Here is a 16203-nt window from a genome sequence, read left to right as displayed (position 1 = left end):
TCAGGAGCCGTTGCCCGGCCCGGCCTGGCGGGGGCGAAGGAGCAACGCGGCCACCACTCCCCCCGCAGCACCTCCCAGGTGGGCCTGCCAGGAGATGTAACCGCCGGCAACAAAGGGCAGTACACCCAGCAGGATGCCTCCGTAACCCATGAACAGCACCACCGCCAGGAGGATCTGCCGCCAGCTGCGGTTGAAGAACCCGCGGACCAGCAGGAAGGCGAACAGCCCGAACACCAGGCCGGAGGAACCCACGGTGACCCCGCCGTTCCCGATGAGCCATACGGTCAGTCCCGAGCCAAGCCAGCTGAAGGCCAACGCCGTCAGGAATACGCGAAGCCCGGACAGGAACACGAGGAAGCCGAAAATGATCAGCGGCAGGCTGTTGGACAGGAGGTGGTTCAGGCTGGCGTGCAGGAGCGGGAAGGTGAAGATGTCCAACAGCCCGTCGGCACTCCGGGGGCGCAGGCCAAAGGTCCGGTTGAGCGAGCGCAGCATCAGGGCATTGAACAGCTCGATGACGAAGAGCAGGGCCACAAAGCCGCCCAGCACCAGCAGGCCGCCCTTTGCCCGGGCGGCAACGGTCCGCCGGTCGCCGAAGCCTTTGTAGCCTGTCAGTCCGGCCATCAAGCCTCCTTAGTGCACCACAATGGGCTGGAAACCCTCGGCCCGAAGCGCGCTGAGTACCTGCTCGCCGTGCTGGTGGCCCTTGGTTTCCAGGTTCACCGTGATGGAAACGTCGCCCATGCTGATCGAGCCGCCGACGCGGGTGTGGTCCAGGCCTGTAACGTTGGCATCGTTCTCGGCAATGATCCTGGCGATGGTGGCCAGCGAGCCGGGGCGGTCATCGAGCATCATGCGGACCGTCATGTAGCGCCCGGCCGCCGAGAGGCCGCGCTGGATGACTTTCAGCATCAGCATGGGGTCGATGTTGCCGCCGGAGAGGACCACTGCGGTAGTTCCGGGGTTCTCGATCTTGCCATCCATCAAGGCGGCCACCCCCACCGCGCCGGCCGGCTCAACCACCATCTTGGCCCGTTCCAGCAGGAAGATCAGTGCCCGCGCCAGGGAGTCTTCACTCACCGTCACGACGTCGTCCACCAGCTCGCGGATGATGCTGAAGGGCAGCTGGCCTGGCCGGCCCACGGCAATGCCGTCGGCCATGGTGGATACCCTCTTCAAGGGCACCAGGGCGTCAGCGGCGAGGGAGGGCGGGTAAGCTGCTGCGTTTTCCGCCTGCACGCCGATGATGCGGATCTCCCGGCCCAGCTCCTTGGCCCGCGCTTTGATGGCGACGGCGACCCCCGCCAGGAGCCCGCCCCCGCCAACGCCCATCAGGACAGTGTCCACGTTGGGCACCTGTTCAAGGATTTCCAGTCCCAGCGTCCCCTGGCCGGCAACAACGTCCACGTTGTCGAAGGGGTGGACAAAGACCATCCCGGTTTCATTGCTGTAGCGCTGCGCTTCAGCCAGGGCCTCGTCCACGTTGTGGCCATGCAAAATAACTTCGGCGCCGTGGCTGCGGGTGGCCGCCAGCTTGGGCAGGGCCACCCCGAGCGGCATGTAGATGCGGGCTTTGATCCCCAGGCTCTTGGCGGCCACGGCAACACCCTGGGCGTGGTTGCCTGCAGACGCGGCCACCACACCGCGCTTCTTTTCTTCCGGCGACAGGCGCGCCATCCGGACGTAGGCGCCGCGGACCTTGAACGATCCCGCACGCTGCAGGTTCTCGCATTTGAAGTAGACGTCGCCGCCCACGAGTTTTCCCAGTGCACGTGATGATTCCACCGGGGTCCGCGCAATAATCCCGTCGAGCAGCTTCTGCGCCTCCAGGACATCGTCCAGCGTGACGGGAAGGGTTTCAAGGATGTTCACGGACTAATCTCCTCTGGATTTGGGCCCCTGTGCCCCACCGTTGGTACGGGCGTCAGGATGTTCTGCGTTTGTGCCGGCTCCGGCGCCGTCCTTGGGAGCAGCCGGCGGGTCAACATGCCTAATGGCGTTGTCCGGGCCGGCGCCGGCAACCAAAAGGCCGCCAGGCGCTGCCGGCACCTGTTCATGTTCCCACGTTCTGGCGGCAATGTAGCGAATGGCCGAATTTGCGACAGCGAGGATGGGCACGGAGAACAGCGCACCGGGGATCCCGGCCAGGTAGGAGCCGGCGGCAACGGAAAGGATCACCGCCACCGGATGCAAGGCCACTGCCTTGCCCATCACCAGGGGCTGGAGGATGTGGCTCTCGAGTTGCTGGACGAGCAACACGATTCCGAGCATGATCAGGGCGTTCACCGGCCCGTTGGCCACCAGGGCCAGCAGGACGGCGATGACTCCCGTCACCAGGGCGCCCACCACCGGTATAAAGGAGCCGATAAACACCAGTACACCCAGAGGCAGGGCCAGCGGCACGCCAATGATGGCGGCACCAACACCAATGCCCACAGCGTCAACCAGCGCGACGAACATCTGGATGCGGGCGTAGCTGACCATTGAGGACCAGCCCTTCCGCCCTGCACCGAATGTGGCGGCCCGCGCTTTCCTGGGCAGCAGCCGGACCAGGAACGCCCAGATGCGGTCGCCTTCGAGCAGGAAAAAAATCAGGATAAACAACGCCAGGAGCATGCCCGCGGCGAAGTGGCCTGCAGTGCTGCCAAAGGAGAGGGCACCGCTGAGGATGCTGCTGCTGTTGTTCTGCAGCGCATCGGTAGCCTCTTTCACGTACTGGTCGATTTGGGCCGCGGTCAGGTGCAGGGGCCCGGCCGAAAGCCAGTCCTGGACCTGTTTCACGCCTTCCAGCGCCTGCGACCAGAGCTCGCCGAATCCGATCAGCAGCTGCCTGCCCACCAATGCCAGCGATCCGGCGATCAGGCCAATGAAGCCGAGGACTGTTATGGCCACGGCCAAACCACCGGGAAGCCCCCGGCGCCGCAACCAGACGGTGACCGGGCTGAGGAGGCCGGCGAGGAGTGCGGCCACCATCACCGGGATGATCAGGAAACTGATTTGCCGCAACAGCCAGACCAGCGCGCCGCCCACCAGGAGGATGAGTCCCAGCCGCCACGCCCAGGACGCGGCTATGCGCACCCCGTACGGAATATCCTTGTCCAGTTCGCGGTCCGTCAGGACCCGCAGCGGCGGACTTCCGTGGGCTGATGGCTGCCGTACGGGCGTTTGAGGGTCGGATGCTATGGGATCCTCGGCTGGCGTCATAGCCTAATACTTCCGCAGCGGTGGCGTAATGGGAAACCGCTACCCCGCGGCACCGGGGCTGTAGTCGATTCCCCATGAGATGCTGAACGATTCCCCGGGCTCCAGCCAGCGCAGGCCCTCCCCGGAGTTGAAGGCATTCGCCGGCCCGGTCATGGGTTCGACTGCCACCGCACGGCTGCGGCCAGGGTATTGCGTGCTGACGAAAACATGGACGTACGGGCAGCACTCGTCCTGCCACAGGCTGACCCGCCGGCCGTCCGGTGCGGCAAGGGTGTGGCGGGCCTTGCCGCTGTCGAACCGGAGGCCCGTCAGGGCAACGTCCACGCTCAGCGGTGCGATGTGCAGCCCCGCCCGGAAGTCGGTGTCCCCCTGCACCTGTGCGCTGCTGCGCGGGATGAGGCGTTCGTCGGCGACCAGCCGGGTATCAGCGGAAACAGTCAGCACCAGGTCTTCAAGCGGCGTATCACCGAGGCGCAGGTACGGGTGGGCGCCCAGGACAAAGGGTGCCCTTGACTTGGCGTCATTGGCCAGCGTCTCGCGGACAACCAGTCCAAGGTCTTCCGCGAGGAGGTACTGCACGCGGTGGCGGGCCAGGAACGGGTAGCCGTGCTGGGGAAAGATGGTGGCCTCCAGCGTGACTGAGTGCTCCGACTCGTCAACCAGCACGTAGGACGCGTTCCGGAGGAGGCCATGGCTGGCGTTGTTTCGCGCAACCTCGGTAATGTCCAGCTGCTGCTTCTTGCCGTCCAGGAGCCACTGTCCGTCTTCAACCCTGTTGGCCCAGGGAGCCAGGGTGATGCCGCACCCGCCGGGCGGAATCTGGTCGTCGGCGTAGGTCTCCGTCAGCTGCACTCCTCCCCTGCTGTACAGGCGGAGCCCGGCGGCCAGTTCAGTGACAACAGCCAGGGCATCTCCGCGCCGGAGCTCGTACTGCCGGCCAGTAGCGTAGGCCCGGTAACCGGAGGCAGCGCTGTTCTCGAGGGACGAATCGGAAGTCATGAGCAATACCGTACAGCCCCACAGCCCGGCCTTGGCGTCACTGCGTGTGTTACTTTTTGTTTGATTCTATTCTTTTTTGAGCGGCGTATGGCACAATATTCCTACGTTGCTGCATCACCAAAGGACAGGATTCATGACCGGAATCACCACCACCAGGCTCTCCGACGGCCGGGAATTGATCTATTTCGATGACGTGGATGCGGCCAAGGAACGAACCGCGGAGAACACCGCCGATCACAGAGGGCTGCCGACGCGGGGCGAACCGGGAGAAGTCCGTTTTGATGCCCTCACCGGTGAGTGGGTCGCTGTCGCTGCCCACCGCCAGAGCCGCACGCACCTTCCCCCGGCGGACCAGTGTCCCATCTGCCCCACCACGGCCGGCAACCCGTCGGAAATTCCCGCTGACGACTACGACGTGGTGGTGTTCGAAAACCGCTTCCCGTCACTGGGGCCGGTGCTTGGTACGGTCCCCGCTGAGGCCGGCTGGGGAACCAAGGGCCCCGCCTACGGCCGCTGCGAGGTGGTGGCCTTCACTCCTGAACACACCGGGTCCTTCAGCGGATTGAGTGAAACCCGTTCGCGCACCGTCATCGAGGCATGGGCCCAGCGCACCGAAGCCCTGAGCGCGCTTCCCGGCATCAAGCAGGTGTTTCCGTTTGAAAACCGCGGCGCCGATATCGGCGTCACCCTCCACCACCCGCACGGCCAGATCTACGCCTACCCCTACGTGACCCCGCGGGCCGGGGTCCTGGGTGCAGCAGCCCGCAAATTCCATGAAGCGGCGGACGGCAAGGAGACGCTCACGGGCTCATTGCTGCGCTCCGAACGCGAGGACGGTGCCCGGATGATTCTCGAGGGCAAAAACTTCAGCGCGTACGTCCCCTTCGCCGCCCGCTGGCCCCTCGAGATCCACCTCGTTCCCCACCGCCAGGTTCCGGACCTGGCAGCACTGAACGGGGAGGAAAAGGACGAACTCGCCCACGTTTACCTGGACCTCCTCAAGCGCCTGGACGCCCTCTACCCCACGCCCACGCCGTACATCTCGGCCTGGCACCAGGCACCGCTTGATTCCCTGCTGCGCCCCGCCAGCTACCTCCACCTCCAGCTGACCTCGCCGCGCCGGGCTGCAGATAAGCTGAAATTCCTGGCAGGATCGGAGGCAGCCATGGGTGCCTTCATCAACGACACCACCCCGGAAAGTGTGGCCGAGCGGCTGCGCAACGTCACCGTTCCGGCATCCACCCCATCCGCTGCTGCCCTCCAGGCAGCCCTGGCTGAAGGAGCAACCGCGTGAGCGCCGTCCGTGATTCTTCCACCACGCCCGGACCGGCAGGTTCGAATGATCTCGGCAGCCGGTTCACCCATGAGTTCGGCGGCGTCCCCGCCGGCATCTGGCAGGCACCGGGCCGGGTCAACCTGATCGGAGAGCACACCGACTACAACGAGGGGTTTGTGCTGCCCTTCGCCATTGACCGGACTGCCCGGGTGGCCATCGCCGTCCGTCCCGATTCAACAGTGCGGCTGCTTTCCACCTACGGGGACCAGGGCGTGGTGACCACTTCGCTGGATTCCCTGCAGCCCGGTTCGGCAAAAGGCTGGACGAAGTACCCGCTGGGCGTCATGTGGGTGCTCCGGCAGCGGGGCGTCGACGTTCCCGGCATTGACCTGCTGCTGGAGTCAGATGTTCCGCTTGGAGCGGGTCTCTCCTCATCCCACGCCATCGAGTGCGCGGTCATTTCGGCCTTGAATGAACTGACTGGCGCCGGGCTGACGGCAGATGAGATGGTCCTGGCCACGCAGCACGCCGAGAACGACTTTGTCGGTGCGCCCACGGGAATCATGGACCAGTCCGCATCGTTGCGGGGGTCTAAAGGACATGCAGTGTTCCTGGATTGCCGGAACCAGGACGTCCGCCTGGTTCCCTTTGAAACGGAACCTGCGGACTTGGTGATGCTGGTGATCGACACCAAGGTTTCGCACTCCCATGCCGACGGCGGTTACGCGTCGCGGCGCGCGTCCTGTGAGCTGGGTGCCGAGGTGCTTGGCGTCAAAGCACTGCGGGACGTCCAGGTAGGCGACCTCGAGGAGGCCTCCGGCCTCCTGGACGAAGTGACGTTCCGGCGGGTGCGGCACGTGGTCACCGAGAATGACAGGGTCCTGCAGACGGTGGAGCTGCTCGCGGCCGAGGGGCCGGCGTCGATCGGCGCATTGTTGGACGCCAGCCACGTGTCCATGCGCGATGACTTTGAAATCTCCTGCCCTGAACTGGACCTGGCCGTGGAGGCATCGCGTGCCAACGGTGCCATCGGCGCCCGCATGACCGGTGGTGGTTTCGGCGGGGCAGCCATCGCCCTGACGCCCACCCGGTCAGAACAGAAGGTGCGTGACGCCGTCGTCAAGGCCTTTGCCGGGGCGGGATTCGCTAAGCCGGAGATCTTCACCGTGACTCCTGCGGCAGGTGCCATGCGCATCGCCTAGTTTGTCCAGGGGGGCTATTTACACTGAACGCCTGGTTACGCACAAAAGGCTGTGGGCCCCACCTTCCGGTGCGGCCCACAGCCTTTTCTGCAAGTGCCCTTGCGGGCGTTCGACGGCGGGACGCCGCTAGGGCTAGTCGTCCCCGCGCAGGATGGCCAGCAGGCGGATGATTTCCACGTACAGCCACACCAGGGTGACCGTAAGGCCGAAGGCTGCGGTCCAGGAGAAGCGCTGCGGCGCTCCGCTCCGGACGCCGGCCTCGATGCTGGTGAAATCCATGATCAGTGAGAACGCGGCCAGGCCAATGGCCAGCAGTCCGATGAAAACGCCCAGCGGGATGCCGAAGATCTCGACCTGCGTGCGCAGGCCGAAAGGCTCCGTCACGGCGCCCGTCCAGATCATCACCATGTTAATCAGCGCGAATACCGCGTAACCAATGAGGGCAATCATGAAGAACCGCATGGCCTTGGGCGTGGCCCGGACCTTGCCGCTCTTGAACAGGACCAGGGTTACCGCGAACACAGACAGGGTGCCGATGACAGCCTGCAGGCCAACGCCCGGGAACTGCGCATCTAGGATGCGGGTCAGGCCTCCGAGGAACAATCCCTCCAGTCCCGCGTAAGCGAGGATCAGCGCCGGTGAAGGCTGCTTCTTGAAGGTGTTGACCAGGGCCAGAACGAAACCGCCGAGCGCACCGACAATCATCAGCAGCGACGCCAGCCCCATACTGACGAACATGGTGACAGCAGCGCCCGCCACAACAACGCCGAGGCAGGCAGCTGTCTTGACGATGACGTCGTCGAACGTCATCCGGCCGGTGTCCGCCGGGCCCGCCGCAGGCTGGTTGTACATCTGCTGCAGCTGCTCGTCGGTCATGGGCTGCTGGCCGTAGCCCTGCTGGCCATAAGGAGCCTGGCCGTACGGCTGCCGGCCATAACCCTGCTGGCCGAAGGGCTGGCCGTAAGGAACCTGGCCGTAGGGAGCCTGGCCGTAAGGAGCCTGCGGGACAGGCGGTGCCTGGGTGGCTCCACGGAAGTTCTTTCCGTTGAAGATCGGGTTGCCGCCTAGTGCCATTGCGGGATTCCTCCATGTGATGGTTTTTTGTGTTCCTTGTGGTTCACGCTACCAATTTTCACGTGGCGGCACCGCGAAAAGTTCCCGCAGGAGCCGCTGTGCAACCCAACCGTAACCGGCACGGCGCCTGTTCCCCTCTATCCGACGCCCAGGTAGGCCTCCTTGACGGACGGATTAGCCAGGAGCTCCTTGCCCGTCCCGCTATGGGTAATCTCCCCTGTTTCCAGGACGAACGCACGATGCGCTCCTGCAAGGGCCTGGTTTGCGTTCTGCTCCACCATCAGGACAGTGGTGCCCTGGTTGTTGATCTCCCTGATGATTTTGAAGATCTGGCGGATGAATTGCGGGGCCAGCCCCATGGAGGGTTCATCCAGCAGCAACAGCTTTGGACTGGACATCAGTGCCCTGCCGATGGCCAGCATCTGCTGCTCACCGCCGGACATGGTGCCGCCGAGCTGTTTTTCCCGCTCTTTCAACCGGGGGAACAGGTCAAACACGCGGTCCAGGTCTTGGGAAACCCCGCTCCTGTCCTTCCGGCCAAACGTTCCCATGTCCAGGTTCTCCCTGACCGTCATGCCGGGAAAGATGCCGCGCCCTTCGGGAGCCTGGGAGATCCCCTGCACCACCCGGAGGTGGGCTTTCATTTTCGTGATGTCCTCACCGGCGAACCTGATCTTCCCGCCGGCGCAGTTGAGCAGGCCTGAGATGGTCCGCATGGTGGTGGTCTTGCCGGCACCGTTGGCGCCAATAAGTGCCACCACCTCGCCCTCATTGACCGTAAAGGACATGTCGCGGATCGCCTGGATCCGTCCGTAGTAGACCGAAACCCCTTCGACTTCAAGCAAGGTCATCTTCAGGCTCTCCCAGGTAAGCCGCAATTACTCGCGGGTCTTCGCGGATTTCGTGCGGCAGTCCGTCAGCAATTTTCTTGCCGAATTCCAGTACAACAATCCTGTCCGTCACTCCCATGACCAGCTTCATGTCATGTTCGATCAGGAGAACGGTATACCCCTCATCCCTGATGGTCCGGATCAGCGCCATGAGTTCTTCTTTTTCCGCCGGGTTGAACCCTGCGGCGGGTTCGTCCAGGCACAAAACCTTCGGGTCGGTGGCCAAAGCCCTGGCGATTTCGAGCCTGCGTTGGTAACCGTAGGGCAGGTGGCGGGACAGGAAGTGGGCGTGGTCGGCAATGCCGACGAAGTCCAGGAGCGCCATCCCCCGTTCGATCGCCGACTTTTCTTCCCTGGTATGGGTAGGCAGGCGCAGCAATGCTCCGCCCACACTGGTCCGGTGGCGGGCGTCCAGGCCCACCACCACGTTCTCCAGCGCCGTCATTTCGCCAAACAGCCTGATGTTCTGGAACGTCCGGGAGAGGCCCAGCCGCGTGATTTTGTGTTGTTTAAGGCCGTTCAGGGCCTGTCCTTCCAGCAATATCTTTCCGCTGCTGGGCTTGTAGACGCCGGTCATGGCATTAAAGCAGGTGGTCTTGCCCGCCCCGTTGGGACCGATGAGGCCGAGGATCTCACCACGTTTGATGTTGAAACTGATGTTGTCCAAGGCCACCAGGCCACCGAACTTGATGGTCAGGTTTTGAACCTCAACGATGTTGTCCCCAACCTCCACCGCTATGTCGCGGTCCGGGGCAACCTTCTCCGCCAGGTCCTGGTCCACACCTGCCTCTGCCAGGGCCTCAATGTCCATCCCGTGTACCACGGAAACCGACGGCTCCGTGTTGGTGTGTTCCGGGACTGCACTGGAACCGGTGGCCGCCTTTTCCGCGCTCATGCTTCCGCTCCCCTCTGGCCGCCCGCCGGTGTCCCGGCAGCGGAAGGCCCGCCGCCGCCCGCCGTCGGCTCCTTGCCGTCCCTGCCGGAAGCCTTGTTGAAGGCGGTCCGGCCGTAGGCGAGCAACCGCTGGCGGGCCGGGAGCAGCCCCTGCGAGCGGAAGATCATGATAAGGACCAGTGCGATACCGAAGATCAGGTACTTGTACTCAGCGATGGCCGTAAACCTCAAGGGGATATAGCTCACCAGGGCCCCGCCCAGGATGGCGCCCACCTTGTTGCCCGCCCCGCCCAGCACCACCGCTGCCAAGAACAGGATGGACGTGGTGACATCGAACTTCTGGTTGTTGACGAACCCCACCTGGCCGGCAAACAGCGCACCGGAGAGGCCGCCTACCGCGGCGCCGATGGCGAAGGCCCACACCTTGTACTTGAAGGTAGGCACGCCCATTATTTCAGCCGCGTCCTCGTCCTCCCGGATGGCGATCCAAGCCCGTCCCACCCTGCTGCGTTCAAGGTTGCCCACCAGGAGCGTGATGATGATGATGATGGTCAGGGTCAGCCAATACCAGGGCACACCGTTGGAATTGGAAAAGATCGGAGCCCCGTCCGCTGCCGTTCCTGGCGGATGGCCCACATTCTGGAAACCCACCTGGCCCTTCATGGCGGGAATGATCGTGGCAAGAATGCGCACGATTTCGCCGAAACCGAGGGTCACGATGGCAAGGTAGTCACCGCGCAGCCGTAGCGTGGGCACACCGAGTACCACGCCGAAAAACATCGTCACAGCCATTGCCACCGGGATGGTCCACAGGTACGGAATATGCAGGAAGGGCGAGTCAGGGCTTGTGAGCATTGCCGCGCAATAGGAACCCACAGCGAAGAACGCCACGTAGCCCAAGTCCAGCAGGCCCGCGTATCCGACCACCACGTTGAGCCCAACTGCGACCAGCGCGAAGCGGGCCATGTCAAAGCAGGCCAGGGCAAAGTTGTTGCCGGGCTCAGTGGTGATGATGGGTGGGTTCAACAGGGGCAACAGGTAGGCCAGCACCACAACGATGATCAGGAAAGCCCACTGTTGCTGGCGTGAAAGGGCATTCCAGCGTTCGGACAGCGCTCCGGGCTTGCGGCCGCGGCCGCCCCTGGGGGTGACGCTTCTCCCCGGGCTGGTTTCGGCAGCCTCACGGTCCACGGCGGCCTGCTTGGCCGCGACTGTTTCAAGAGGCGTGGGCCCGTCGGTCATGCTCATGCTTTGCTCCTTCCAAGGGAAGTACCCAGGATGCCTTGCGGTCGCAGCAGCAGCACCAGGACGAGGACCACAAATGCCACAACATCGGTCCATTGCGAATTACCCAGCAGGATCTGCCCCCAGTTGCCGATAAGGCCCAGGAGCAGTCCGCCCAGTAGTGCGCCGCGGACGTTGCCGATGCCACCCAGCACCGCGGCAGCAAAGGCTTTGATCCCCAATATGAATCCGCCGCTGTACTGGACACCGGACGGAATTTTCATGACGTAGAACAAGGCTGCGGCTCCCGCCAACAGACCACCGATAACGAAGGTGGTAATAATGATCCGCTCTTTGTTCACGCCCATCAACGTCGCCGTATCCGGATCCTGCGCCACGGCCCGGATGCCGCGGCCGGTACGTGACTTGCTGATGAAGCGCTCAATACCCACCATCATGATGACGGCAGCGATGATGATGAGCAGCTGCTGCGAATCCACGATCGTTCCGAAGATGTCGAAGATGGGCGTGGGCCGGAACATGGTCAGCGCAAGCTCGGGGCTTGGTCCACGCCAGAGGTAGATCAGGTACTGGATGGTGAAGGAAGCGCCGATGGCGGTGATCAGGAACACCAGTCGCGGGGCGTTGCGCTTCCGCAGCGGTTTATAGGCGATCCTTTCCAGCAGGAAGGCTGTCACCGCCGAGGCGGCCATCGCGACCACCAGCGCGAGCAGTAGGTTGAGCACGATCGCCAGGAAGCCAAGGCGGGGAACGGAAGGTCCGAAACCAAGGTTGCTGAGGGTGAAGAAAACGGCATAACAGCCGACGATGAATACTTCGGAGTGGGCGAAGTTGATCAGGTTCAGGACGCCGTACACCAGCGTGTAGCCCAGCGCGACGAGAGCGTAAATTGCTCCGAAGGTCAGACCGTCAAACGTGGCGCTCCAGAAGTTTTGTTGGAGAGACGGGATATCAAAAGTTATCCAGTCATTTTCGAGGGGGGGTAAGTGGACAAGCAGGGGAAGCATGGGGAACATCCTGATCCAATAGCACGCGGCCGTCGGCCCGGCGGTGATGGGTATGGTCTCTTTGTCGCCGAATCACGAAAAGGCTGTGGGGCCGCATCTGCTGGCCCCACAGCCGATTTTCATGGAGTTGCTACTCGCCGATCGGGCCGACTGGAACGATCTTGGCGTTCTCTACCTTGTAGCCGTAGACCGTAGGCGCCTGGAGTTCACCCTTGGCATCCCACTTGTAGTGCTTGCTCAGCCCGTCCTTGTCGTAGGACTTGACCCAGGCCAGCAGGTCCGGCCGGGACTGCTTGCCCGCATCGATCCCGGACAGCAGTACGGTTGCCGCGTCGTAGCCCTCAATGGAGTACGTGCCGGGCTCAACGCCCTTCGAGACTTCCTTGTAGGCCGAAGCGAAGTCCGGAATCAGCTCACCGGGGATGCAGGGGCAGGTGAAGAATGCCCCGTTGGAAGCGTCGCCGGCCTGCTTGATGAACTGCTCGTCCTTGACGCCGTCAGGAGCCACGAAGGTGCCGGTAAAGCCCTTGCCGGCGAGCTGCTGGATGAACGGAGCGCCCTCAGCGTAGTAGCCGGAGTAGAAAACGGCGTCCGCCTTGGCGTTGATGATCTTCGAGATGACTGCCGAGAAGTCCTTCTGCCCGGTGGTCACCTTGTCGGAGCCAGCCAGGGCGTCCCCAAGTCCCTTGGTGGTGGACGTAGCCAGACCGATGCCGTAGTCGGAATCGTCCTGGACCAGGTAGACCTTCTTGGCGCCCAGCTTCCCGGTCAGGAACTTGGCTGCGGCCGGCCCCTGCACGGCGTCGTTGCCCAGGCCACGGAAGAACGTGCTCCAACCGTTTTCAGTCAATGACGGGTTTGTAGCTGACGGGGTGATGTGGACCAGGCCACGCTGTTCGAAAATATTGCCGGTCGCCTTGGACTCGCCGGAGAACGGTAGGCCGATGACGCCCACGATTGCCTCTTCACTGACCAGCTGGGTTACGGGGCCCGTAGCCTTGTTCGGATCACCTTCGGTGTCGAACTTCTTGAACTGGACCTGGCAGCCCGGGTTCGCCTCGTTGTGCTCGTTGATGGCCAACTGGATGCCGTTAAAGATGTTCACGCCCAACTGGGCGTTGGGACCCGTTTGCGCACCCGCATAAGCCAGTGTGGTGGTGGCTGGGCAGGTGGCTTTTCCGTCTCCCTTGGGAAGGACGGCTGCCGATGGAACGTCCACCTTGGAAATGGCAGGTACGTCAACCTTGCCTCCGGCTGACGAAGTCTCGTTTGTGTTCGGACCTGCCTGATTGGCGCAGGAGGACAGCAGCAGGCTGAGTGCAGCCGCTGTTGCAAACGAGGTGAAGACTTTCTTTCGGTACATAAACTTGCCTTCCGAAACAGGCCCTTGGATGACGGGGATGCGAACGTGCCGGCGCAGCTGCGCCGAGGATCAGGTGTTCCTGAGTTAGCTTCAAGCTAATGCATATCCCCAGCGAAGATAAGTGACTGAGGTCACATCTATATAACAGTCGTTGCATATGCGAAATCAAACGGAGGAAGCCACCCGCAATGCGGGCGGCTTCCATGCTTTCCGGCGCCGTGGCCGGCTCTGCGTTTGTACCCCAGGTGGGACTCGAACCCACAACACGCGGATTTTAAGTCCGCTGCCTCTGCCAATTGGGCTACTGGGGCAACGGCTCCATGGTATCCCGTCAGAGGCGGGTGAATGGTTCGGCATACCGGAAGACGCCGTGGATGCCGCCGGGCCAGAGAGCGAGCGGCAGGAGCTGGAAATGATCGCCCCAGGCCTGGTCCGGCGGGAGGACGCCCAGCGTGGTGGCCGGGACAAAGCCGAACCGTGGATAGTAGTCCGTGCTGCCCAGGAGTGCGATGCCGATCTCCCCAGCGGCGTTGGCCCGGTCGATAGTCTCCTTCATCAAAGCAGACCCGATGCCTTTTCGCTGGAGCCGCGGCACCACCCCGATAGGGCCCAGGCCAAGCAGTTCGTGGCCGCCCGCCCATCCGCGCGTGCTGATGACGTGGCCCACCACCTCCCCGTCCAGCACGGCCACCACACTGAAGGCAGGAAGGTACTCCTTGGCCTCAAACAACTCACGGAGAACCTTCACTTCCACCGGCTCACCCTCGGCGCGACGGCCGGTAGGCGGCGAGACGGCGAATGCATCCGCCGTAAGCGCGAGGATCGCATCCCGGTCGGCCGGAGTCTCATCGCGCAGCTGCAGTACGGGCGAGTGCGCCTCATCGAGCGGCCGTCCGCTGCCTTGGAGCGGGGCGTTGTCCTGAAGGTTGCCGGGCCCCGGCCGCAACCCGGCTTGTGCGGAGAGCTCGGCCAGCACCTCAAGGGCCCTTGGCGCGTCAGCGACCGGTACCAGGAGGTGGTCATGATGGAAGCCTGCCAGCACATTGCAGCTGATCCTGGCATCGGTGAGGGCTCTGCTCACCGCTGCTGTCAGTCCCACGGCCTCAAGCGCAGAATGGATCTGCAGGGTGATCCAGGCACCCACAAAGTCGTAGGACAGCCCCTCCTTATCCGCCTCGGCGCGGGGCAGCACCACCGTTAGGCCCTCGGCTTCGCGGACCGCCGCCTCGATGCCGGGCACCAGCGGCCGCCCGTGCGGCCACAGTACGTAGACGTATTCACCAGGACGCTGCACCGGGTGCATCCCCGCAAGCAGGGCCTGGAGGTTTTTCTCGCCAGTCATGCGGCCAGTCTAGGAGGCGCAGGGCACGACGGCGGGACGCGGGAATGGTGGCAGGGCGTCCGAAGGGCCGTGGCAGCACCGCCGGCGGCCTGACCCTACCAACGCAAAAGGCGGCCGTCCCCCGGAAGGGGACAGCCGCCGTCGTGCGTCAAGGCACAGCGTTGACAACCGTGCCTCAGGCAGGACCGGTTCTACTTGGCGTTGGCCGTCACCGATTCCTTCGGATCGACCTTCGTCTTTTCGGCGGAGCCTGCACCCCCGGCCGGCGGGGCGGCGTCCGCAGCGGGTGCGGCGGCAGGCTTGGGAGCCGGGGTGGCTGCTGCCACGAAGGCGCCGCGCGGGTTGTCCAGGTCCAGCAGCTGCGTGGTGTCCCGGCCCGCGAAGAAGCTAAGGATCCAGTTGAAGATGACGCGGAACTTGCGCTCGAAGGTGGGCATGGCCAGCCCGTGGTAGCCGCGGTGGGCAAGCCAGGCCAGTCCGCCCTTGAGGCCGATGCTGCCGACGAGGTTGATGTTGGCAACACCCTTCCACTCGCCGAAGCCCGCCACAGCGCCAAGGTTCTTGTGCTTGTAGTCCTTGAGCGGCTTGTCCCAGCGGGAGGCCCACAGGTTCTTCGCGAGGCGCTTGGCCTGGCGCAGCGCGTGCTGGGCGTTGGGGACGCAGGTGCCGTCCGGCAGGCCCTTGCCCGTGAGGTCGGGGACAGCGGCGATGTCGCCCGCAGCCCAGGCGTTGTCGACGATGCCTTCGTCGCCGCCGATGCGCAGGTCCGGCAGGACGCGGACGCGGCCGCGCGGCTCGAGCGGGAAGTCGGTGGAGCGGACCATCGGGTTGGCCTGCACGCCGGCGGTCCATACGAGGGTGTCCGCTTCGAATTCCTGGGCAGGGGTCTTGTCCGGGAGGTTGATGAGTTTGAGGGTGCCTTCAGCGCTGTCCAGGGAGGTGTTCAGCAGTACCTCGATGCCGCGGCTGCGGAGGTGCTCCACAACCCATTCGGCTTGCTTGGCGGTAACTTCAGGCATGATGCGGCCCATGGCTTCCACGAGGACGAAGCGGACTTCCTCCTGCTTGATGCGCGGGTTGTTGCGGACGGCGGCCCGGGCGAGGTCCTCCATCTCGGTGATGCACTCGATGCCGGCAAAACCGCCACCCACCACCACGAAGGTGAGGGCCTTGGCACGTGCGGCGGGATCGGTCATGGTGGAGGCCAGTTCGATGCGCTCCAGGAGCTGGTTGCGGAGGGCAACAGCTTCCTCGATGGTCTTCAGGCCAATGCCCTTGTCCGCAAGGCCCTTGATGGGGAAGGTGCGGGTGATGGCGCCGGCAGCCAGGACGACGTCGAAGTACGGAACTTCGAAAGGAGCCCCGCCGTCGGAAGGAGCCACCACGGCGGTGCGGTTGGCGTGGTCGATCCCGGTGACGCGGCCCTGGATCAGTTCGGTCTGCTGGAGGTGCTTGCGGTGGGAGACCACTGCATGGCGTGCCTCGATGTTGCCGCCGGCCACCTCGGGCAGGAACGGCTGGTAGGTCATGTAGGGCAGTGGATCCACGAGGGTGACGATGCCACCTGCATTCGCGATCTTCTTCTGCAGTTTGAGTGCTACGTACAGGCCGACGTACCCGCCGCCGACGACGAGTACCCGGGGACGGTCCTGGAGCTCTGGGGTGGTTGCCATAGTTTCAAGGATACAGCAGTTTGTGAAAATCTTC

At 63.9% G+C, this 16203-nt stretch carries 14 protein-coding genes and 1 tRNA gene; 2 read left to right on the top strand and 13 right to left on the bottom strand.

Annotated elements, in window-relative coordinates; genetic code table 11:
- From AC5RVY_RS11120 to AC5RVY_RS11105, 4 genes are read right to left on the bottom strand one after another with little or no spacing between them, the layout of a single operon-like run.
- Entirely contained in the window at nt 1-624 is a 624-nt protein-coding gene (locus tag AC5RVY_RS11120) for a rhomboid family intramembrane serine protease (RefSeq protein ID WP_493954769.1), read from the bottom strand.
- Between the two features lie 9 nt (nt 625-633).
- Nucleotides 634-1872 (bottom strand): threonine ammonia-lyase, encoded by a 1239-nt coding sequence (gene ilvA / locus AC5RVY_RS11115; RefSeq protein WP_493954768.1) that lies wholly within the window; start codon nt 1870-1872, stop codon nt 634-636.
- Between the two features lie 3 nt (nt 1873-1875).
- Complete coding sequence (locus AC5RVY_RS11110) at nt 1876-3204, bottom strand: AI-2E family transporter (RefSeq protein ID WP_493954767.1); 1329 nt, start codon at nt 3202-3204, stop codon at nt 1876-1878.
- A 39-nt stretch (nt 3205-3243) separates the two neighbouring features.
- Nucleotides 3244-4203, bottom strand: coding sequence for an aldose 1-epimerase family protein (locus AC5RVY_RS11105; RefSeq protein ID WP_493954766.1), 960 nt, complete (start codon nt 4201-4203; stop codon nt 3244-3246).
- 133 nt (nt 4204-4336) lie between these two features.
- Here AC5RVY_RS11105 and galT point away from each other — a divergent pair, with 133 nt between their 5' ends.
- Nucleotides 4337-5497: a galactose-1-phosphate uridylyltransferase gene (gene galT / locus AC5RVY_RS11100; RefSeq protein ID WP_493954765.1), complete on the top strand. Its 1161-nt coding sequence runs from the start codon at nt 4337-4339 to the stop codon at nt 5495-5497.
- Entirely contained in the window at nt 5494-6681 is a 1188-nt protein-coding gene (galK, locus tag AC5RVY_RS11095) for a galactokinase (RefSeq protein ID WP_493954764.1), read from the top strand. The genes galT and galK overlap by 4 nt, the downstream gene beginning before the upstream one ends.
- A gap of 132 nt (nt 6682-6813) precedes the next feature.
- Here galK and AC5RVY_RS11090 read toward each other — a convergent pair whose 3' ends face one another.
- The 9 genes from AC5RVY_RS11090 to AC5RVY_RS11050 all read right to left on the bottom strand — a co-directional run bounded on the left by AC5RVY_RS11090 (nt 6814) and on the right by AC5RVY_RS11050 (nt 16169).
- Nucleotides 6814-7755, bottom strand: coding sequence for a Bax inhibitor-1/YccA family protein (locus AC5RVY_RS11090; protein ID WP_493954763.1), 942 nt, complete (start codon nt 7753-7755; stop codon nt 6814-6816).
- A gap of 137 nt (nt 7756-7892) precedes the next feature.
- A complete protein-coding gene (locus tag AC5RVY_RS11085) occupies nt 7893-8606 on the bottom strand; it encodes an ABC transporter ATP-binding protein (RefSeq protein ID WP_493954762.1) in 714 nt (237 codons plus the stop codon).
- Nucleotides 8593-9540, bottom strand: a complete 948-nt coding sequence (locus AC5RVY_RS11080; RefSeq protein ID WP_493954761.1) for an ABC transporter ATP-binding protein — start codon at nt 9538-9540, stop codon at nt 8593-8595. Before AC5RVY_RS11080 ends, AC5RVY_RS11085 begins: the two co-directional genes overlap by 14 nt.
- Entirely contained in the window at nt 9537-10787 is a 1251-nt protein-coding gene (locus AC5RVY_RS11075) for a branched-chain amino acid ABC transporter permease (protein ID WP_493954760.1), read from the bottom strand. Before AC5RVY_RS11075 ends, AC5RVY_RS11080 begins: the two co-directional genes overlap by 4 nt.
- A complete protein-coding gene (locus tag AC5RVY_RS11070) occupies nt 10784-11791 on the bottom strand; it encodes a branched-chain amino acid ABC transporter permease (RefSeq protein WP_493954759.1) in 1008 nt (335 codons plus the stop codon). The genes AC5RVY_RS11075 and AC5RVY_RS11070 overlap by 4 nt, the downstream gene beginning before the upstream one ends.
- Before the next feature lie 130 nt (nt 11792-11921).
- The gene (locus tag AC5RVY_RS11065) at nt 11922-13154 is read right to left on the bottom strand and encodes a branched-chain amino acid ABC transporter substrate-binding protein (protein WP_493954758.1); all 1233 of its coding nucleotides are present in this window, start codon (nt 13152-13154) and stop codon (nt 11922-11924) included.
- A gap of 237 nt (nt 13155-13391) precedes the next feature.
- A tRNA-Leu gene (locus tag AC5RVY_RS11060) sits at nt 13392-13465 on the bottom strand.
- A gap of 20 nt (nt 13466-13485) precedes the next feature.
- A complete protein-coding gene (locus AC5RVY_RS11055; protein ID WP_493954757.1) occupies nt 13486-14496 on the bottom strand; it encodes an N-acetyltransferase in 1011 nt (336 codons plus the stop codon).
- A 191-nt stretch (nt 14497-14687) separates the two neighbouring features.
- Nucleotides 14688-16169, bottom strand: a complete 1482-nt coding sequence (locus tag AC5RVY_RS11050; protein WP_493954756.1) for an NAD(P)/FAD-dependent oxidoreductase — start codon at nt 16167-16169, stop codon at nt 14688-14690.
- Nucleotides 16170-16203 lie beyond the last annotated feature (34 nt).

The organism is Arthrobacter sp. Ha26, assembly GCF_059091705.1.
The sequence above is the reverse complement of the archived record's forward strand: the minus strand, read 5'-3'. Positions and strand labels throughout refer to the sequence as shown.